Genomic DNA, 16,562 nt, shown 5'->3' with positions numbered 1-16,562 from the left:
GGGGTATCAGAGGGTTTGCAGGGTTTCGAGCAGGATCTTCACTTTGGTGATCGACTCCTGATACTCAGCCTGCCAATCCGAATCGGCAACAATTCCGCCGCCACCCCAGCAACACACTTGCCCATCCTTGACCAGCAAACTGCGAATCGCGATGGAGCTGTCCATCTCGCCGCGCACGTCCAGATACAGTAACGAACCGCAGTACAACCCGCGCCGGGTCGGCTCTAGCTCGTCGATGATCTGCATCGCCCGAATTTTCGGTGCGCCGGTGATCGAGCCACCGGGAAAGCTGCCGGCGATCAGGTCAAGCGCATCGCGGTCATCCGCCAGTTCGCCGGTCACGCTGCTGACCAAGTGATGCACATTCGGATAGCTTTCCAGACTGAACAACTCCGGAACTCGCACCGAACCGATGCGGCAAGTGCGACCGAGGTCGTTGCGCAGCAGATCGACAATCATCAGGTTTTCTGCGCGATCTTTGGGGCTCGCCAGCAGCTCGGCGGCATTGGCGGCGTCTTCGGCAGGCGTCCGGCCGCGTGGACGAGTGCCCTTGATTGGGCGGGTTTCGACCTGGCGCTGGCTGACTTTGACGAAGCGTTCGGGGGACAGGCTCAACACTGCGCCGCCGTCGGGCAGGCTCTGGAAACCGGAAAACGGGGTAGGGCACGCTTCGCGCAAGGCGCAATAGGCCAGCCAAGGGTCACCTTGGTACGGCGCGCGAAAACGTTGAGCGAAGTTGACCTGGTAGCAATCGCCGGCCTGAATGTAATGCTGAATACGTTCGAAGGCCTGGCGGTATTCATCGGCCGACAAATCGGCCGTCATCGGACTATTTAACGAAAAAGGCGCCGAAGCCTCTGTCGTCAGTTCAGTGAACAAATCAATCAGCCGGCGCTGCTCGTCGGCACTCACTGAAGGGTGAAACACCAACTGGCTAGTGCCCAAAAGATGATCCGAGATCAACGCCCAGTCATACAGACCAAACCGCGCATCCGGCAAATTCAGATCATCCCGCGCCTGACTCGGCAGGTGTTCTAGATGCCGGCCGAAGTCGTAGCTCAAATAACCGATCAGGCCGCCGGCGAACGGCAATTCGTAACCGTCAGGCAAATTCGCTTCGCCCAAACGGGCCAGATTATCGCGCAGGCGTTGCAGGAAAAGACTGCCGCTTTCATCTGGCAGAACTGCGAGCTGTTCCAGCGGCCAGGCGCTGAGCAAATCATAGCGGCCACGTTCTGCGCTCGGCCGGCCGCTGTCGAGCAGCACTGCGCCAGGGGCATGACGGATTGCCGCGAAGTACTCGGCGGGGTTGGCGCGATAGGGCAGGGGGTGTACACAACAGGTCGGCATGTTCGGGATCAACCCTCGACCGCCGGAATATGCCCAAACAATTCCTGCGCAAACGCCACCCGCTCTTCGACCGTCTCCGTCACCCCACGTGCTTTGAGCTCTTCCAGACGCGCTTCAACCGCATGCGTACGCAACGTCAGTCCGCAATCATTGGCAATCTGAATATTCAGCCCCGGCCGCGCATTAAGCTCAAGAATCAGCGGGCCTTTTTCCTGATCCAGCACCATGTCCACGCCGATATACCCCAACCCGCACAGCTCGTAACAGCCCGCAGCGAGTTTCATGAAACCGTCCCAGTAGGGCAGTTGCACGCCGTCCACCGCGTTGGTGGTGTCCGGGTGTTTGGTGATGATGTTGTTCAGCCAGGTGCCGCGCAGCGTCAGGCCAGTAGCCAAGTCGACACCGACGCCGATGGCGCCTTGATGCAAATTGGCCTTGCCGCCGGACTGGCGAGTCGGCAAGCGCAGCATGGCCATCACCGGATAGCCCATCAGCACGATGATGCGGATGTCCGGCACGCCTTCATAGCTGATGCTTTTGAAGATCTGGTCCGGGGTCACGCGGTATTCGATCAGCGCGCGGTCGCGGTGTCCGCCCAGCGAATACAGGCCGGTAAGGATGCTTGAGATGTGATGCTCAAGCTCTTCGTGGGCAAGGATTTTGCCGGAGATCGTGCGATAGCGGCCCTCGAAACGGTCGGCGATCACGATGATGCCGTCGCCGCCCGCGCCTTGGGCCGGTTTGATCACGAAGTCGCTGCGCGCGCCGATGATCTCGTCGAGCTTGTCGATTTCCTTCTCGGTGGAAATCACGCCGTACAGTTCCGGCACATGAATGCCGGCCTTGATCGCGCGCTCTTTGGTGATGATCTTGTCATCGACAATCGGGTACAGACTGCGCTTGTTGTACTTGAGCACGTAGTCCGCGTTACGCCGATTGATGCCCATGATGCCCCGGGCTTCCAGGGCCTTCCAGGTCTTCCAGAAACCGAACATCAGGCGTCAGCCTTCTTCAGGAAAGCCTTGAAACGCACCAGTTCGGTCAGGCGATAACCGCGATAGCGACCCATTGCCAGCATGAAGCCCACCAGAATCAGCAAGATCGCCGGGAAGGTAAACACGAAGTACACCAGTTCCGGCACGCTCATGATGAGGTGCGCCAGGGACGCTGCGAACAGCGTGCCGATCGCCACTTTCATCGCATGTCCGGCACCGCGTTCTTCCCAGGTGATCGACAGGCGTTCGATGGTCATGGTCAGAATCACCATCGGGAACAGCGCCACCGACAGACCGCGTTCCAGACCAAGCTTGTGACTAAAGAGACTGATCGCCGCGATCAACACCACGACAAAGGTCAACACCACCGAGAGTCGCGGCAGCATTTGCAGCTTCAGATGTTCCAGATACGAACGTAACGACAGCCCCAGTGCGGTAATGACGGTAAACAGCAGAATGCCGAACCCGAGTTGCGTCTCGCGGAAGGCCAATGCGATCAGCACCGGCGTAAAGGTGCCGAGGGTCTGCAAGCCGATCAGGTTGCGCAGGATCAGGATCACCAGCACGCCAATCGGGATCATCACCATGATCATGAAGGTCTGCTGGGTTTGCAGCGGCAGGCCGTACAGCGAGTAATCGAGGAAGTTGGCGTCGGTGTTTTCGTCGGTCAGCTTGGCCAGACGAATCGCGTTCATCTCACTGTTGTTCAGGCTGAAGGTCACGTTGGCTTTCTTGCCGCCATCGACGGTGATCAGGTTTTCATCGCCGGTCCACCACAGCAGGCGGTCGGTCGGCAGGCCCTGTTCGCCGGTTTCCGGGTTGAAGTACAACCAGTCGGCGCCATTGAAGCTGCGCAACCACAGTTCCGGGGTTTGTGGCTGATCGGCAACCAGACGCAGGGTATGGACTTTTTCTACCGGTACGTGGGCAATCGACAGCAGCAATTCGACGATCTTGGCTTTGTGCGCGGTGGACGGGTCGCCGGCCAGCAGCAGTTTCACGTTGTCATCGTTGAGATTGTTAACGCGTTTGATCGCTTCGCCGATGAAGGTTTCGACGTCGGCCGAGTGCTGGCGGATCGGTGCGAGCAGGGCTTCGGCGGCGATTTTCTCCGCGCCTTCGATGACCATGCTGTCGCGGAAGGTCGGGCCTTTGACTTTGGTTTTTTCAGCGGTGTAGCGCTTGGTCAGCACCAGACGGTAATACAGCGTCTGATTGCCCTTGGCGCGGCGCGCCGACCACGTCACCTTGCGGTTGCCGTCAACCCGGTTGACCGCTACCCCGTAGTTGTTCGAGATGAAGCTTTCATTGAGGCTGACGTAGTCGCGGCTCAGGGGCGGCACGAACATCTGGATCTTGACTGGATCCTTGGTGCTGGCGACGAACTCGACTTTGGCGTCGATGTTCCACAAGTCGTCGGTGGCGTCTTCGGTCACCGGGATGCCGAGCACGAAAATCTGATAGGCCGTAACCGAAACGCCGAGCAGCACCAGAATGGTGATCAGGATTTTCAGGTGGAAGGTTAGAGAACGCATGGAAATTACTCGGCGGTATGAGCGGCGATGGCGCAGGCAGGTTTGCCGGCAGCGTATTTAAGACTGGGATCGACCAGCGCGTCGAAGCGTTTCAACGCTTCGGAGCCGATCAAAAGCGGGTATTGGAACGCACTTCGGTCGGTCAGGTTCACTTCTATGCTGCGCATTGCCGAACCCATGCAGATATCCAGCTCGATCACCGGACGAGCGGTGTACTTCTTGCCCTCTTCCGGATCGTAGTCGCCGGCGCGGCGCTTGATTTTGCTGACCCGTGCCAGCGGCCGTTCGAGCGGGTGCGAATGCGCGGTGTCGATGGCCAGATAGAAGCGTACCCACGACTCGCCGTTGCGTTTGAAGCGTTTGATGTCGCGGGCGCTCAGTGAGGCGGTTTTGGCGCCGGTGTCGAGTTTGGCCGCGACTTGCAGATTGATACCGTCCAGCGCTGCGTATTCATTGAGGCCGTACACGGTTTTTTCCCCCGCCGAGGCGAGGCCGGGCAGGCAGAGCATATAAAAGAAGGTGGAGAAGGGCTTGAGTCTCATAAATCCTGGTGCGCAGCGTTCCGTTTTTCGGTGCAAGGCGTTGGGCAATGACTGCGCAAGCGCCTACGTGTGCCTATCAGCTTTTTATGACAAGCCGTGCAAATGACTGGCAAATGCGGGCGGCATTCTAGCACGGTGGTTTTATGGCGCCAGCCGCCGAGCGGGTCTATAACTCTTGGGGCTGAATCAGTGGCTTATTAGACGATTGTCGACAATGTGTATTTATCCTTTGACTGATTGGCATTGATTCGCTAGTTTTTGCCGCATTGGATTTCAAGGTGTCGACAATATGCTGGATCAACTCGATCCCCCGGTGATCAGCGGTGACGATTCCGAGACACTTTCGGAAAACGTCTTTCGGCGCATTCAGGCGGCCATCGTCAAAGGTGAAATCGCCCCGGGCAGCAAGATCTCCGAGCCGGAGCTGGCGCGTACCTACGGCATCAGCCGTGGGCCGCTGCGTGAGGCGATCCATCGTCTGGAAGGCCAGCGCTTGCTGGTGCGCGTACCGCACGTCGGCGCACGCGTGGTCTCGCTGAGCCATGCCGAATTGCTCGAACTCTACGAAATCCGCGAATCCCTTGAAGGCATGGCCTGCCGTCTGGCGGCGGAACGCATGACCGTCGAAGAAATCGACGAACTGCGCCGGGTCCTCGAAACCCATGAGCGCGACGCGGCGTTTCAGGCTGGCGTCGGCTACTACCAGCAGGAAGGCGATTTCGACTTTCATTACCGAATCATCCAGGGCAGCGGCAACCGCACCCTGACGCAGATGCTCTGCGGCGAGCTGTATCAACTGGTGCGCATGTACCGCATCCAGTTTTCCACCACGCCCAACCGTCCGCGCCAGGCGTTTGCCGAGCACCACCGGATTCTCGATGCCATCGCCGACCGTGACGGCGAACTGGCCGAATTGTTGATGCGCCGGCACATCGGCGCCTCGAAACGCAATATCGCCCGTCATTATCAGGACGGCGCCAACCCGACAGTCACTGAACGAGGTGAGTCATGAGTTCCAACCAGAACACTCCAGGCCAGCGTTTTCGCGATGCGGTCGCCAGCGAGCATCCGCTGCAAGTGGTCGGCGCGATCAACGCCAACCACGCCCTGCTGGCCAAGCGCGCCGGTTTCAAGGCGATCTACCTGTCCGGTGGCGGGGTGGCCGCAGGCTCTCTCGGGGTGCCGGATCTGGGCATCACCGGTCTGGATGACGTGCTGACCGACGTGCGCCGCATCACCGACGTCTGCGACCTGCCATTGTTGGTGGATGTCGATACCGGTTTCGGTTCCTCGGCGTTCAACGTCGCGCGCACTGTGAAGTCGATGATCAAGTTCGGCGCGGCGGCGATTCACATCGAGGATCAGGTCGGCGCCAAGCGTTGCGGCCACCGTCCTGGTAAAGAAATCGTCTCGCAGCAGGAAATGGTCGACCGGATCAAGGCTGCGGTCGATGCGCGCACCGATGACAGCTTCGTGATCATGGCCCGCACCGATGCGCTGGCGGTTGAAGGTCTCGAATCGGCACTCGATCGCGCTGCTGCGTGCATCGAGGCGGGCGCCGACATGATCTTCCCGGAAGCCATCACTGAACTTGAGATGTACAAGCTGTTCGCCAGCCGCGTGAAAGCGCCGATTCTTGCCAATATCACCGAATTTGGCGCGACGCCGCTGTACACCACCGAGCAACTGGCCGGGGCCGATGTATCGCTGGTGCTGTATCCGCTGTCGGCGTTCCGCGCGATGAACAAGGCTGCGGAAAACGTCTACACCGCGATCCGCCGCGACGGTACGCAGCAGAATGTCATCGACACCATGCAGACTCGCATGGAGCTCTACGATCGCATCGATTACCACACGTTCGAGCAGAAGCTCGATGCGTTGTTTGCGGCGAAAAAATAAACGCCGCCAGCCTCCCTAACAAATTCAAGATTGGAGAAAACAATGGCCGAAGCAAAAGTACTTAGTGGCGCCGGACTCCGGGGCCAGGTTGCCGGGCAAACCGCACTGTCCACCGTAGGCCAGGCCGGTGCCGGGCTGACCTATCGCGGCTATGACGTGCGCGAACTGGCGGCGGATGCGCAGTTTGAAGAAGTGGCGTACCTGTTGCTGTACGGCGAACTGCCGAGCAAGACTCAACTCGCCGACTACCAGCAAAAGCTGAGCAAGCTGCGCGACCTGCCGCAAGCGCTGAAAGAAGTGCTGGAGCGCATCCCCGCCGACGCCCATCCGATGGATGTGATGCGCACCGGTTGCTCCTTTCTTGGCAACATCGAGCCGGAGCAAGACTTCTCCGAGCAACTCGACAAGACCGACCGGCTGCTGGCCGCCTTCCCGGCGATCATGTGCTACTGGTATCGCTTCAGCCACGACGGCAAACGCATCAATTGCGTGAGCGATGAGCAAACCATCGGCGGCCATTTTCTGCACCTGTTGCACGACAAGAAGCCCAGCGAACTGCACGTCAAAGTCATGAACGTGTCGCTGATCCTCTACGCCGAACACGAATTCAACGCTTCGACCTTCACTGCCCGCGTTTGCGCTTCGACGTTGTCTGATCTGTATTCCTGCGTAACGGCGGCCATCGGTTCGCTGCGCGGCCCGCTGCATGGCGGCGCCAACGAAGCGGCGATGGAAATGATCGAGCGCTTTTCGTCGCCGGAAGAGGCGATCAAAGGCACCCTCGGCATGCTCGAGCGCAAAGACAAGATCATGGGCTTCGGCCACGCGATCTATAAGGACAGCGATCCACGCAACGAAGTGATCAAAGGCTGGGCGAAAAAGCTTTCCGATGAAGTCGGGGACAAGGTGCTGTTCGCGGTTTCCGAAGCGATCGACAAGACCATGTGGGAACAGAAAAAACTCTTTCCCAACGCCGATTTCTACCACGCCTCGACGTACCACTTCATGGGCATCCCGACCAAGCTGTTCACGCCGATCTTCGTCTGCTCGCGCCTGACTGGCTGGGCGGCGCACGTGTTCGAACAGCGCGCCAACAACCGCATCATCCGCCCGAGCGCCGAGTACGTCGGCGTCGAACAGCGCAAGTTCGTGCCAATCGAACGTCGCTGAATGGTGAGGGCCCAGCACTGATCTCGAAGTTCACCGAGAAAAACTGTGGGAGCTGGCTTGCCAGCGATAGCGGTGGGTCAGTCAGCATCGATGCTGGATGTGACTCAGTCATCGCTGGCAAGCCAGCTCCCACAGGGTTCGATGGGAATTTCAGGATTGGCGTCAGGCCCCAACCTTTTTGTTATCACCGTGACCGAGTCCCGACCGATGAACACAGAATTCCGCAAGAACCTGCCCGGTACCCCTCTGGATTACTTCGACGTCCGTGCGGCGGTCGAGGCGATCCAGCCAGGCGCCTACGACACCCTGCCGTACACCTCGCGCGTGCTGGCGGAAAACCTCGTGCGTCGCTGCGACCCGGCCACGCTGACCGAGTCCCTCAAACAATTCATCGAACGTAAACGTGACCTGGATTTTCCGTGGTTCCCGGCGCGCGTGGTGTGCCACGACATTCTCGGCCAGACCGCATTGGTCGACCTCGCCGGTCTGCGCGATGCCATCGCCTCGCAGGGCGGTGACCCGGCGCAAGTCAACCCGGTGGTGCCAACGCAGTTGATCGTCGACCACTCGCTGGCCGTCGAAGCGGGTGGTTTTGACGCGCAAGCCTTCGAGAAGAACCGCGCCATCGAAGACCGCCGTAACGAAGACCGTTTCCACTTCATCAACTGGACCAAAAAAGCCTTCAAGAATGTCGATGTGATCCCGCCGGGCAACGGCATCATGCACCAGATCAACCTGGAGAAAATGTCTCCGGTGATCCAGGTGCGCGACGGGGTGGCCTTTCCGGATACCTGCGTCGGCACTGACAGCCACACCCCGCACGTCGATGCACTGGGCGTAATCGCGATTGGTGTCGGCGGCCTCGAAGCCGAGAGCGTGATGCTCGGCCGCGCGTCGTGGATGCGTCTGCCGGAAAGCGTCGGCGTCGAACTGACCGGCAAGCTGCAACCGGGCATCACCGCCACCGACATGGTGCTGGCGCTGACTGAATACTTACGCAAACAGAAAGTCGTCGGCGCATGGCTGGAATTCTTCGGCGAAGGCGCCGCCGCGCTGACCCTCGGCGACCGCGCGACCATCTCCAACATGGCCCCGGAATACGGCGCCACCGCGGCGATGTTCTACATTGACCAGCAAACCATCGACTACCTGAAACTTACCGGTCGCGAAGACCAGCAAGTGCAGCTCGTCGAGCATTACGCGAAGACTACTGGCCTGTGGGCCGACAGCCTGAAAGGCGCGCAATACGAGCGCGGCCTGACGTTCGATCTGTCGTCGGTCGTGCGCAACATGGCCGGCCCGAGCAACCCGCACGCCCGCGTGGCGACTTCGGATCTGGCCGCCAAAGGCATCTCCGGTCAATGGGAAGAAGTGCCGGGGCAAATGCCCGACGGCGCGGTGATCATCGCCGCCATCACCAGTTGCACCAACACCAGCAACCCGCGCAACGTGATCGCCGCCGGCCTGATCGCGCGTAACGCCAACCGACTCGGACTGACGCGCAAACCGTGGGTCAAGTCGTCGCTGGCGCCGGGTTCGAAAACCGTGGCGCTGTACCTTGATGAAGCGCGGCTGACCACTGAGCTGGAGCAGCTTGGTTTCGGCATCGTCGCGTTTGCCTGCACCACTTGCAACGGCATGTCCGGTGCTCTGGACCCTTTGATCCAGCAAGAGATTATCGACCGCGATCTGTACGCCACCGCCGTACTCTCGGGTAACCGCAACTTCGACGGGCGGATTCATCCGTACGCCAAGCAAGCGTTCCTCGCTTCGCCGCCGCTGGTGGTGGCTTACGCCATCGCCGGGACCATCCGTTTCGACATCGAGAAAGACGTACTTGGCGTGGTCGATGGCAAGGAAATCCGCCTGAAAGACATCTGGCCGAGCGACGAAGAAATCGACGCGGTGGTCAAATCCTCGGTCAAGCCGGAGCAGTTCCGTCAGGTCTACATCCCGATGTTTGCCATCCACGAAGACACCGGCCCGAAAGTCGCGCCGCTGTACGATTGGCGCGAAATGAGCACCTACATCCGCCGTCCGCCGTACTGGGAAGGCGCGCTGGCCGGCGCGCGTCCGCTCAAGGGCATGCGCCCGCTGGCGGTGCTGCCGGACAACATCACCACCGATCACCTGTCGCCGTCCAACGCGATCATGCTCGACAGCGCCGCCGGCGAATACCTGGCGAAAATGGGCCTGCCGGAAGAGGACTTCAACTCTTACGCAACGCACCGCGGCGACCACCTGACCGCGCAGCGTGCCACTTTTGCTAACCCGAAACTGTTCAATGAAATGGTCGTGGAAAACGGCAAGGTCAAACAGGGTTCGCTGGCCCGCGTCGAGCCGGAAGGCCAGGTAATGCGCATGTGGGAAGCCATCGAAACCTACATGGAGCGCAAGCAGCCGCTGATCATTATCGCCGGCGCTGACTACGGCCAGGGTTCCTCGCGCGACTGGGCGGCCAAAGGCGTGCGCCTGGCCGGGGTTGAAGCGATTGCCGCCGAAGGTTTCGAGCGCATTCACCGCACCAATCTGGTGGGCATGGGCGTGTTGCCGCTGGAGTTCAAAGCGGGCACCGACCGTCACACGTTGGCAATTGATGGCAGCGAAACCTATGACGTGATCGGCGAGCGCAAACCGCGTGCCGATTTGACGTTGGTGATCCACCGCAAGAACGGCGAACGCGTTGATGTGCCGGTGACCTGCCGCCTCGATACCGCTGAAGAAGTGTCGATCTACGAGGCCGGCGGCGTGTTGCAACGCTTTGCTCAGGACTTCCTCGAAGAATCGGCGGTTGCCGTTTAAAACAAGTTAAGCGACCAAAGGATGATCAGTCCTTTGGTCGCTTTGAAGGAGCAGTCATGGCTCACGCAGCACAAATCAAAATCCCCGCCACTTATATGCGTGGCGGCACCAGCAAAGGCGTGATTTTCAGCCTGAAAGACTTGCCTGAAAGCGCACAGGTTGCAGGCCCGGCCCGCGATGCTTTGTTATTGCGCGTGATCGGCAGCCCCGACCCGTACGACAAACAGATCGACGGCATGGGCGGCGCGACATCGAGCACCAGCAAAACCGTGATCCTGTCGAAAAGCACCAAGGCTGATCACGATGTCGATTACCTGTTCGGTCAGGTCTCCATCGACAAGCCGTTCGTGGACTGGAGCGGCAACTGCGGCAACCTGTCGGCGGCGGTCGGTTCGTTCGCCATCAGCAACGGTCTGGTGGATGCCGAGCGCATTCCGCACAACGGCGTCGCCGTGGTCCGGGTGTGGCAGGCCAACATTGGGAAAACCATCATTGCGCACGTGCCGATCACCAACGGCGAAGTGCAGGAAACCGGCGATTTCGAACTGGATGGCGTGACCTTTCCAGCGGCTGAAGTGCAGGTCGAATTCATGGACCCGGCGGCGGAAGAAGAGGGCGGCGCTGGTTCGATGTTTCCCACTGGCAACCTGATCGATGATCTCGACGTGCCTGGTGTCGGCACCTTCAAAGCGACCATGATCAACGCGGGCATTCCGACGATTTTCGTCAACGCTGAAGACATTGGCTACACCGGCACCGAGCTGCAAGGCGCGATCAACGGTGACCTGAAAGCGCTGGCGATGTTTGAAAGTATTCGGGCTCACGGCGCATTGCGCATGGGCCTGATTTCCGATCTCAACGAAGCGGCCAAGCGGCAACACACGCCGAAAGTCGCATTCGTCGCCAAACCTGCGGATTACGTGGCCTCCAGCGGCAAAGCGATTGGGGCGGGTGATGTTGATTTGCTGGTGCGCGCGTTGTCGATGGGCAAGCTGCACCACGCGATGATGGGCACGGCGGCGGTGGCGATTGGTACTGCTGCGGCTATCTCCGGCACCTTGGTGAACCTCGCTGCCGGTGGTGTTGAGCGTAATGCGGTGCGGTTCGGGCATCCGTCCGGAACCCTACGCGTCGGGGCTGAGGCCAGTCTGGAGAACGGCGAATGGGTGGTGAAGAAAGCCATCATGAGCCGTAGTGCGCGCGTTTTGATGGAAGGCTACGTCCGCGTTCCGGGTGACTCGTTTTAAGGAACATCAGAAACCCTGTGGGATTCAGCCTGCTGGCGATTGCTGCCTGAAATTTAACATTGATGGCGGCTGACACAACGCTATCGCTAGCAGGCTGGCGCTCAAATCGGAAGACAAACGGGTAGGACGGAACCAGCACTGAGAACGTGTTGGTGGAGTACCCGATCGGGCACCGTCGACGCCGGGTCGAAGGCATTCCCTTGCTGGAAGACAAGTTCAAGGCAAACTTGGCAACGCGCTTCACCGGACAGCGTAGCGCCAAGATTTTCGCGCTGTGCAAGGATCAGGCGCGGCTTGAGGCCGCGCCCGTGCATCGGTTTGTCGATTTGTTTGGTATCTGAAGGACCGCGTTATCGTTCATCGCGGGCAAGCCACGCTCCCACAGGGTTTTGTGTCGGATGCAATTTTTGCAAACACCACAACACCTGTGGGAGCCGGGCTTGCCCGCGATGGCGTCAGATCAGACACCGCAGAGTTATTTGAAGCGCCGTTCGACGCCTTTCTCCACCAGAATCTTTGCCGATATCTCCTCCACCGAAAAATGCGTGGAATTGATGTTCGGGATGTTCTCGCGGCGGAACAGGTTTTCCACTTCGCGCACTTCGAATTCGCACTGGGCGTAGCTCGAGTAGCGGCTGTTGGGTTTGCGTTCGTTGCGGATCGCGGTCAGGCGATCCGGGTCGATGGTCAGGCCGAACAGTTTGTGTTGGTGCGCGCGCAGGGCGGCCGGCAGTTGCAGGCGTTCCATGTCGTCTTCGGTCAGCGGGTAGTTGGCCGCGCGGATGCCGAATTGCATGGCCATGTACAGGCACGTCGGCGTCTTACCACAACGCGACACGCCCACTAGTATCAGGTCGGCCTTGTCGTAATAGTGGGTGCGGGCACCGTCATCGTTGTCCAGGGCGAAGTTAACCGCCTCGATGCGCTCCATATAGTTGGAGTTGTGGCCGATCGAATGCGACTTGCCGACGGTGTAGGAAGAATGCTCGGTCAGTTCCTGCTCGAGCGGGGCGAGGAAGGTCGAGAAGATGTCGATCATGAAACCATTGGACGTGGCGAGAATCTCACGAATGTCCTGATTGACGATGGTGTCGAAGATGATCGGCCGGAAGCCGTCGGTTTCGGCGGCTTTGTTGATTTGTTGTACCATGGCCCGCGCTTTTTCCACGCTGTCGATGTACGGTCGCGTGAATTTGCTGAAGGTAATGTTTTCGAACTGCGCCAGGAGGCTTTGACCCAGGGTTTCGGCAGTAATGCCGGTGCCATCGGAGATAAAGAAAGCAGATCGTTTCATTTGCACCTTGGGCCTTAAGCTAATAGTCATTCTTGGATATGATAGGCGCGATTTGCCGGCCGCCATTGGCCAGCATTCTCACTTATTTTCCAGGTCCAGGCCATACAACCGGCCAACGCTCCCCCGAGCAGCCGGTTTCTGAGCTTTTCCAACACAGTTAGTGGAGAGATCACCTTGGTAGAGTACGTAGTTTCCCTCGATAAGCTCGGCAAACACGATGTTGAGCATGTGGGGGGCAAGAACGCATCCCTGGGCGAGATGATCAGCAACCTGGCCGGCGCCGGTGTTTCGGTCCCCGGCGGCTTCGCCACCACCGCGCAGGCCTATCGTGACTTCCTGGAACTGAGCGGTCTGAACCAGCAGATCCACGACGCGCTCGACGCCCTCGACGTTGACGACGTCAACGCCCTGGCCAAGACCGGTGCGCAGATCCGTCAATGGATCATGGACGCCGAATTCCCTGAAAAGCTCAACGCCGAGATCCGCACCGCGTTCGCCGTGCTGTCGGCCGGCAATCCTGACATGGCCGTGGCCGTGCGCTCTTCCGCTACCGCCGAAGACTTGCCGGACGCTTCGTTCGCCGGCCAGCAGGAAACTTTCCTGAACATTCGTGGCGTGGAAAACGTTATCCGCGCTGCCAAAGAAGTATTCGCCTCCTTGTTCAACGACCGTGCGATTTCCTACCGCGTGCATCAGGGCTTCGACCACAAACTGGTCGCCCTGTCTGCCGGCGTGCAGCGCATGGTGCGTTCGGAAACCGGCACTGCCGGCGTTATGTTCACCCTCGACACCGAATCCGGTTTCCGTGACGTGGTGTTCATTACCGGCGCTTACGGTCTGGGCGAAACCGTTGTGCAAGGCGCGGTGAACCCGGATGAATTCTATGTCCACAAGGGCACGCTGGAAGCCGGTCGTCCGGCGATCCTGCGCCGTAACCTGGGCAGCAAAGCGATCAAGATGATCTACGGCGAAGTCGCTACGGCCGGCAAGTCGGTCAAGACCATCGACGTCGACAAGGCTGATCGCGCACGTTTCTGTCTGTCCGACGCTGAAGTCAGCGAGCTGGCCAAGCAGGCGATGATCATCGAGAAGCACTACCAGTGCCCGATGGACATCGAGTGGGCCAAGGACGGTGATGACGGCAAGCTGTACATCGTGCAGGCGCGTCCGGAAACCGTGAAAAGCCGCACTCAGGCCAACGTCATGGAACGTTACCTGCTGAAAGAAACCGGCACTGTGCTGGTGGAAGGTCGGGCGATCGGCCAGCGCATCGGTGCGGGCAAGGTGCGGATCATCAAGGACGTCTCGGAAATGGACAAAGTCCAGCCGGGCGACGTGCTGGTTTCCGACATGACCGACCCGGACTGGGAACCGGTGATGAAGCGCGCCAGCGCCATCGTCACCAACCGTGGCGGCCGTACCTGCCACGCGGCGATCATCGCCCGTGAACTGGGCATCCCGGCAGTCGTGGGTTGCGGCAACGCCACTCAGTTGCTCAAAGATGGCCAGGGCGTGACTGTTTCCTGCGCTGAAGGCGACACCGGTTACATCTTCGAAGGCGAGCTGGGCTTCGACATCAAGAAAAACTCCGTGGACGCCATGCCGGATCTGCCGTTCAAGATCATGATGAACGTCGGCAACCCGGACCGCGCCTTCGACTTCGCGCAACTGCCGAACGCCGGTGTGGGCCTGGCCCGTCTGGAGTTCATCATCAACCGCATGATCGGCGTGCACCCGAAAGCACTGCTGAACTACGACGGTCTGCCGCAGGAAATCAAGGACAGCGTCGACAAGCGCATCGCCGGTTACGACGATCCGGTCGGCTTCTATGTCGATAAACTGGTCGAAGGTATTAGCACCCTGGCCGCTGCGTTCACCCCGAAAAAGGTCATCGTGCGTCTGTCGGACTTCAAGTCCAACGAATACGCCAACCTGATCGGCGGCAAGCTGTACGAGCCGGAAGAAGAAAACCCGATGCTGGGTTTCCGTGGCGCTTCGCGTTACATCAGCGAATCGTTCCGTGACTGCTTCGAACTCGAGTGCCGTGCGCTGAAACGCGTGCGCAACGAGATGGGCCTGACCAACGTCGAAATCATGGTGCCGTTCGTTCGAACCTTGGGCGAAGCCAGCCAGGTTGTGGATCTGCTCGCAGAGAACGGCTTGAAGCGCGGCGAGAACGGTCTGCGCGTGATCATGATGTGCGAGCTGCCATCCAACGCGATTCTGGCGGAAGAATTCCTCGAATTCTTCGACGGTTTCTCGATCGGCTCCAACGACCTGACTCAGCTGACGCTGGGCCTGGATCGTGACTCCGGGATCATCGCGCACCTGTTCGACGAGCGTAATCCAGCGGTCAAGAAGCTGCTGTCGAACGCGATTCAGGCGTGCAACAAGGCTGGCAAGTACATCGGCATCTGCGGTCAGGGTCCTTCGGACCACCCGGATCTGGCGCGCTGGCTGATGGAGCAGGGCATCGAAAGCGTGTCGCTGAACCCGGATTCCGTGCTGGAAACCTGGTTCTTCCTGGCTGAGGGTCAGGCGCAGGCCTGATCGGTGAGTGAAGCGGCCGGTCAATGACCGGTCGCTTTATGATTGAAACAGGGCGGGCTCCTCTGGACGCCGCCCTTTTTTGTGCAAGAGCATTATGCAAAGCAGCAGCAACCTATTTCCTGTCGCCCTGATCAGCGCCGAGCGGCGCGGCGATCTGAGCGAAGACGTGTATCGCCTGAAACCGGGCAACAGCCCCGACTGGTCGGTGGAAATCGCCGTGACCCGTCTGGGCATGGCCGATGAATCGCTGGCGCGCGGCGTGCCGGTGATTCTGCTGCACGGTAGTTTTTCCAATCGACGCTTCTGGTTTTCGCCCAAAGGCTTGGGTCTCGGCGCTTATCTGGCGCGGCTGGGCTACGACGTGTGGATTCCGGAAATGCGCGGGCATGGCTTGTCCCAGCGCAACCAGAACTACCGCAAAAACCGCGTCGCCGATTACGCGCGCTACGATCTGCCGGCGATTGCTGCGTTTGTGCGCGAGCAGAGTGGGCAGATTCCGCACTGGATCGGTCACTCGCTGGGCGGCATCACGCTGGCTGCGGCGCTTGGCGGGGAATACCTCGGTGAGCCTGCGGTGGCGTCAGCGGCATTTTTCGGAACGCAGGTCAGCCGGACCTATTGGCCGCTGAAAATACCGCCGGTGGAGTGGAGCGGGCGCTTCATTCTCAAGCGCTTTGCGCAACTCTCAGGTTCGCGGCTCAAGCGTGGCCCGGAGGACGAGCCGATCGGTCTGGCGCTGGAAAGCATGCGCTGGTACGGCCTGTTCGGGCGTTTCGGCGACAAGGACAAGGACTGGTGGGCGGGTCTGGCCGAGGTTCAGGTGCCGGTACTGGCAGTGAGCGCGGCGGGCGATCATCAGGATCCGACGTGGGCCTGCCAGAAACTGTTCGAGCAGATCGGCTCCGAGCACAAGCAGTTCATCAATCTTGGGCTCGAGCAGGGCTTCAAAGATAATTTTGGCCACGTCGAAATGCTGGTCAGCAAAGTCGCGCAGGCTGAGGTCTGGCCGTTGGTGGCGCGTTGGTTGGCTGATCAGCAGACACCGCTGTTGGCTGAGGCGGCCGGCCTGGCGAAAGCTGTTTGAACTGACAAGGGCATTTCGTTCGGATCGGCTTGCGGCTAAGATATGACGGATTCGGCGGTTCTGGTCACTTTTGGTGGCCATTTGGCTATTACGT

At 59.8% G+C, this 16,562-nt stretch carries 12 protein-coding genes and 1 pseudogene; 8 read left to right on the top strand and 5 right to left on the bottom strand.

The window, feature by feature from the left end:
• Nucleotides 1–6: 6 nt before the first annotated feature.
• The 4 genes from pabB to ACP7EE_RS13085 are packed head-to-tail and all read right to left on the bottom strand — an operon-like array spanning nucleotide 7 to nucleotide 4,422.
• Nucleotides 7–1,350, bottom strand: a complete 1,344-nt coding sequence (gene pabB / locus ACP7EE_RS13100) for an aminodeoxychorismate synthase component I (RefSeq protein ID WP_426234835.1) — start codon at nucleotides 1,348–1,350, stop codon at nucleotides 7–9.
• A gap of 8 nt (nucleotides 1,351–1,358) precedes the next feature.
• Complete coding sequence (locus ACP7EE_RS13095) at nucleotides 1,359–2,345, bottom strand: alpha-L-glutamate ligase-like protein (protein WP_420648823.1); 987 nt, start codon at nucleotides 2,343–2,345, stop codon at nucleotides 1,359–1,361.
• Nucleotides 2,345–3,880 carry an inactive transglutaminase family protein gene (locus ACP7EE_RS13090; protein WP_426234834.1) on the bottom strand — a complete coding sequence of 512 codons (1,536 nt, stop codon included), beginning with the start codon at nucleotides 3,878–3,880 and terminating at the stop codon, nucleotides 2,345–2,347. Before ACP7EE_RS13090 ends, ACP7EE_RS13095 begins: the two co-directional genes overlap by 1 nt.
• Before the next feature lie 5 nt (nucleotides 3,881–3,885).
• The gene (locus tag ACP7EE_RS13085; protein WP_426234833.1) at nucleotides 3,886–4,422 is read right to left on the bottom strand and encodes an ATP-dependent zinc protease; all 537 of its coding nucleotides are present in this window, start codon (nucleotides 4,420–4,422) and stop codon (nucleotides 3,886–3,888) included.
• Between the two features lie 292 nt (nucleotides 4,423–4,714).
• Here ACP7EE_RS13085 and ACP7EE_RS13080 point away from each other — a divergent pair, with 292 nt between their 5' ends.
• The 6 genes and pseudogenes from ACP7EE_RS13080 to prpD form a co-directional block, all read left to right on the top strand.
• Nucleotides 4,715–5,434: a GntR family transcriptional regulator gene (locus ACP7EE_RS13080; RefSeq protein WP_426205204.1), complete on the top strand. Its 720-nt coding sequence runs from the start codon at nucleotides 4,715–4,717 to the stop codon at nucleotides 5,432–5,434.
• Nucleotides 5,431–6,321, top strand: coding sequence for a methylisocitrate lyase (gene prpB / locus ACP7EE_RS13075; RefSeq protein ID WP_426234832.1), 891 nt, complete (start codon nucleotides 5,431–5,433; stop codon nucleotides 6,319–6,321). The genes ACP7EE_RS13080 and prpB overlap by 4 nt, the downstream gene beginning before the upstream one ends.
• Before the next feature lie 42 nt (nucleotides 6,322–6,363).
• Nucleotides 6,364–7,491, top strand: a complete 1,128-nt coding sequence (prpC, locus tag ACP7EE_RS13070; protein WP_426234831.1) for a bifunctional 2-methylcitrate synthase/citrate synthase — start codon at nucleotides 6,364–6,366, stop codon at nucleotides 7,489–7,491.
• A 207-nt stretch (nucleotides 7,492–7,698) separates the two neighbouring features.
• Nucleotides 7,699–10,293 (top strand): Fe/S-dependent 2-methylisocitrate dehydratase AcnD, encoded by a 2,595-nt coding sequence (gene acnD, locus ACP7EE_RS13065; protein WP_426234830.1) that lies wholly within the window; start codon nucleotides 7,699–7,701, stop codon nucleotides 10,291–10,293.
• Nucleotides 10,294–10,349: 56 nt separating this feature from the next.
• Nucleotides 10,350–11,540: a 2-methylaconitate cis-trans isomerase PrpF gene (gene prpF / locus ACP7EE_RS13060; protein WP_426234829.1), complete on the top strand. Its 1,191-nt coding sequence runs from the start codon at nucleotides 10,350–10,352 to the stop codon at nucleotides 11,538–11,540.
• A 125-nt stretch (nucleotides 11,541–11,665) separates the two neighbouring features.
• Nucleotides 11,666–11,881, top strand: a pseudogene (gene prpD / locus ACP7EE_RS13055) (2-methylcitrate dehydratase); the annotation flags it as partial.
• Between the two features lie 134 nt (nucleotides 11,882–12,015).
• Here the strand turns inward: prpD and ppsR are convergent.
• Complete coding sequence (ppsR, locus tag ACP7EE_RS13050; protein ID WP_007951980.1) at nucleotides 12,016–12,834, bottom strand: posphoenolpyruvate synthetase regulatory kinase/phosphorylase PpsR; 819 nt, start codon at nucleotides 12,832–12,834, stop codon at nucleotides 12,016–12,018.
• 174 nt (nucleotides 12,835–13,008) lie between these two features.
• Here ppsR and ppsA point away from each other — a divergent pair, with 174 nt between their 5' ends.
• Entirely contained in the window at nucleotides 13,009–15,384 is a 2,376-nt protein-coding gene (gene ppsA / locus ACP7EE_RS13045) for a phosphoenolpyruvate synthase (RefSeq protein ID WP_426234828.1), read from the top strand.
• A gap of 94 nt (nucleotides 15,385–15,478) precedes the next feature.
• A complete protein-coding gene (locus tag ACP7EE_RS13040) occupies nucleotides 15,479–16,468 on the top strand; it encodes an alpha/beta fold hydrolase (protein ID WP_426234827.1) in 990 nt (329 codons plus the stop codon).
• Nucleotides 16,469–16,562: the final 94 nt, after the last annotated feature.

This window comes from Pseudomonas sp. TWP3-2, assembly GCF_049897765.1.
In the GTDB taxonomy this organism is placed as follows: domain Bacteria; phylum Pseudomonadota; class Gammaproteobacteria; order Pseudomonadales; family Pseudomonadaceae; genus Aquipseudomonas.
The sequence above is the reverse complement of the archived record's forward strand: the minus strand, read 5'-3'. Positions and strand labels throughout refer to the sequence as shown.

Coding starts and splice junctions, on each gene's coding strand:
- pabB (WP_426234835.1), bottom strand. CDS start 1,350: ATGCCGACCTGTTGTGTACACCCCCTGCCCTATCGCGCCAACCCCGCC.
- ACP7EE_RS13095 (WP_420648823.1), bottom strand. CDS start 2,345: ATGTTCGGTTTCTGGAAGACCTGGAAGGCCCTGGAAGCCCGGGGCATC.
- ACP7EE_RS13090 (WP_426234834.1), bottom strand. CDS start 3,880: ATGCGTTCTCTAACCTTCCACCTGAAAATCCTGATCACCATTCTGGTG.
- ACP7EE_RS13085 (WP_426234833.1), bottom strand. CDS start 4,422: ATGAGACTCAAGCCCTTCTCCACCTTCTTTTATATGCTCTGCCTGCCC.
- prpB (WP_426234832.1), top strand. CDS start 5,431: ATGAGTTCCAACCAGAACACTCCAGGCCAGCGTTTTCGCGATGCGGTC.
- prpC (WP_426234831.1), top strand. CDS start 6,364: ATGGCCGAAGCAAAAGTACTTAGTGGCGCCGGACTCCGGGGCCAGGTT.
- acnD (WP_426234830.1), top strand. CDS start 7,699: ATGAACACAGAATTCCGCAAGAACCTGCCCGGTACCCCTCTGGATTAC.
- prpF (WP_426234829.1), top strand. CDS start 10,350: ATGGCTCACGCAGCACAAATCAAAATCCCCGCCACTTATATGCGTGGC.
- ppsR (WP_007951980.1), bottom strand. CDS start 12,834: ATGAAACGATCTGCTTTCTTTATCTCCGATGGCACCGGCATTACTGCC.
- ACP7EE_RS13040 (WP_426234827.1), top strand. CDS start 15,479: ATGCAAAGCAGCAGCAACCTATTTCCTGTCGCCCTGATCAGCGCCGAG.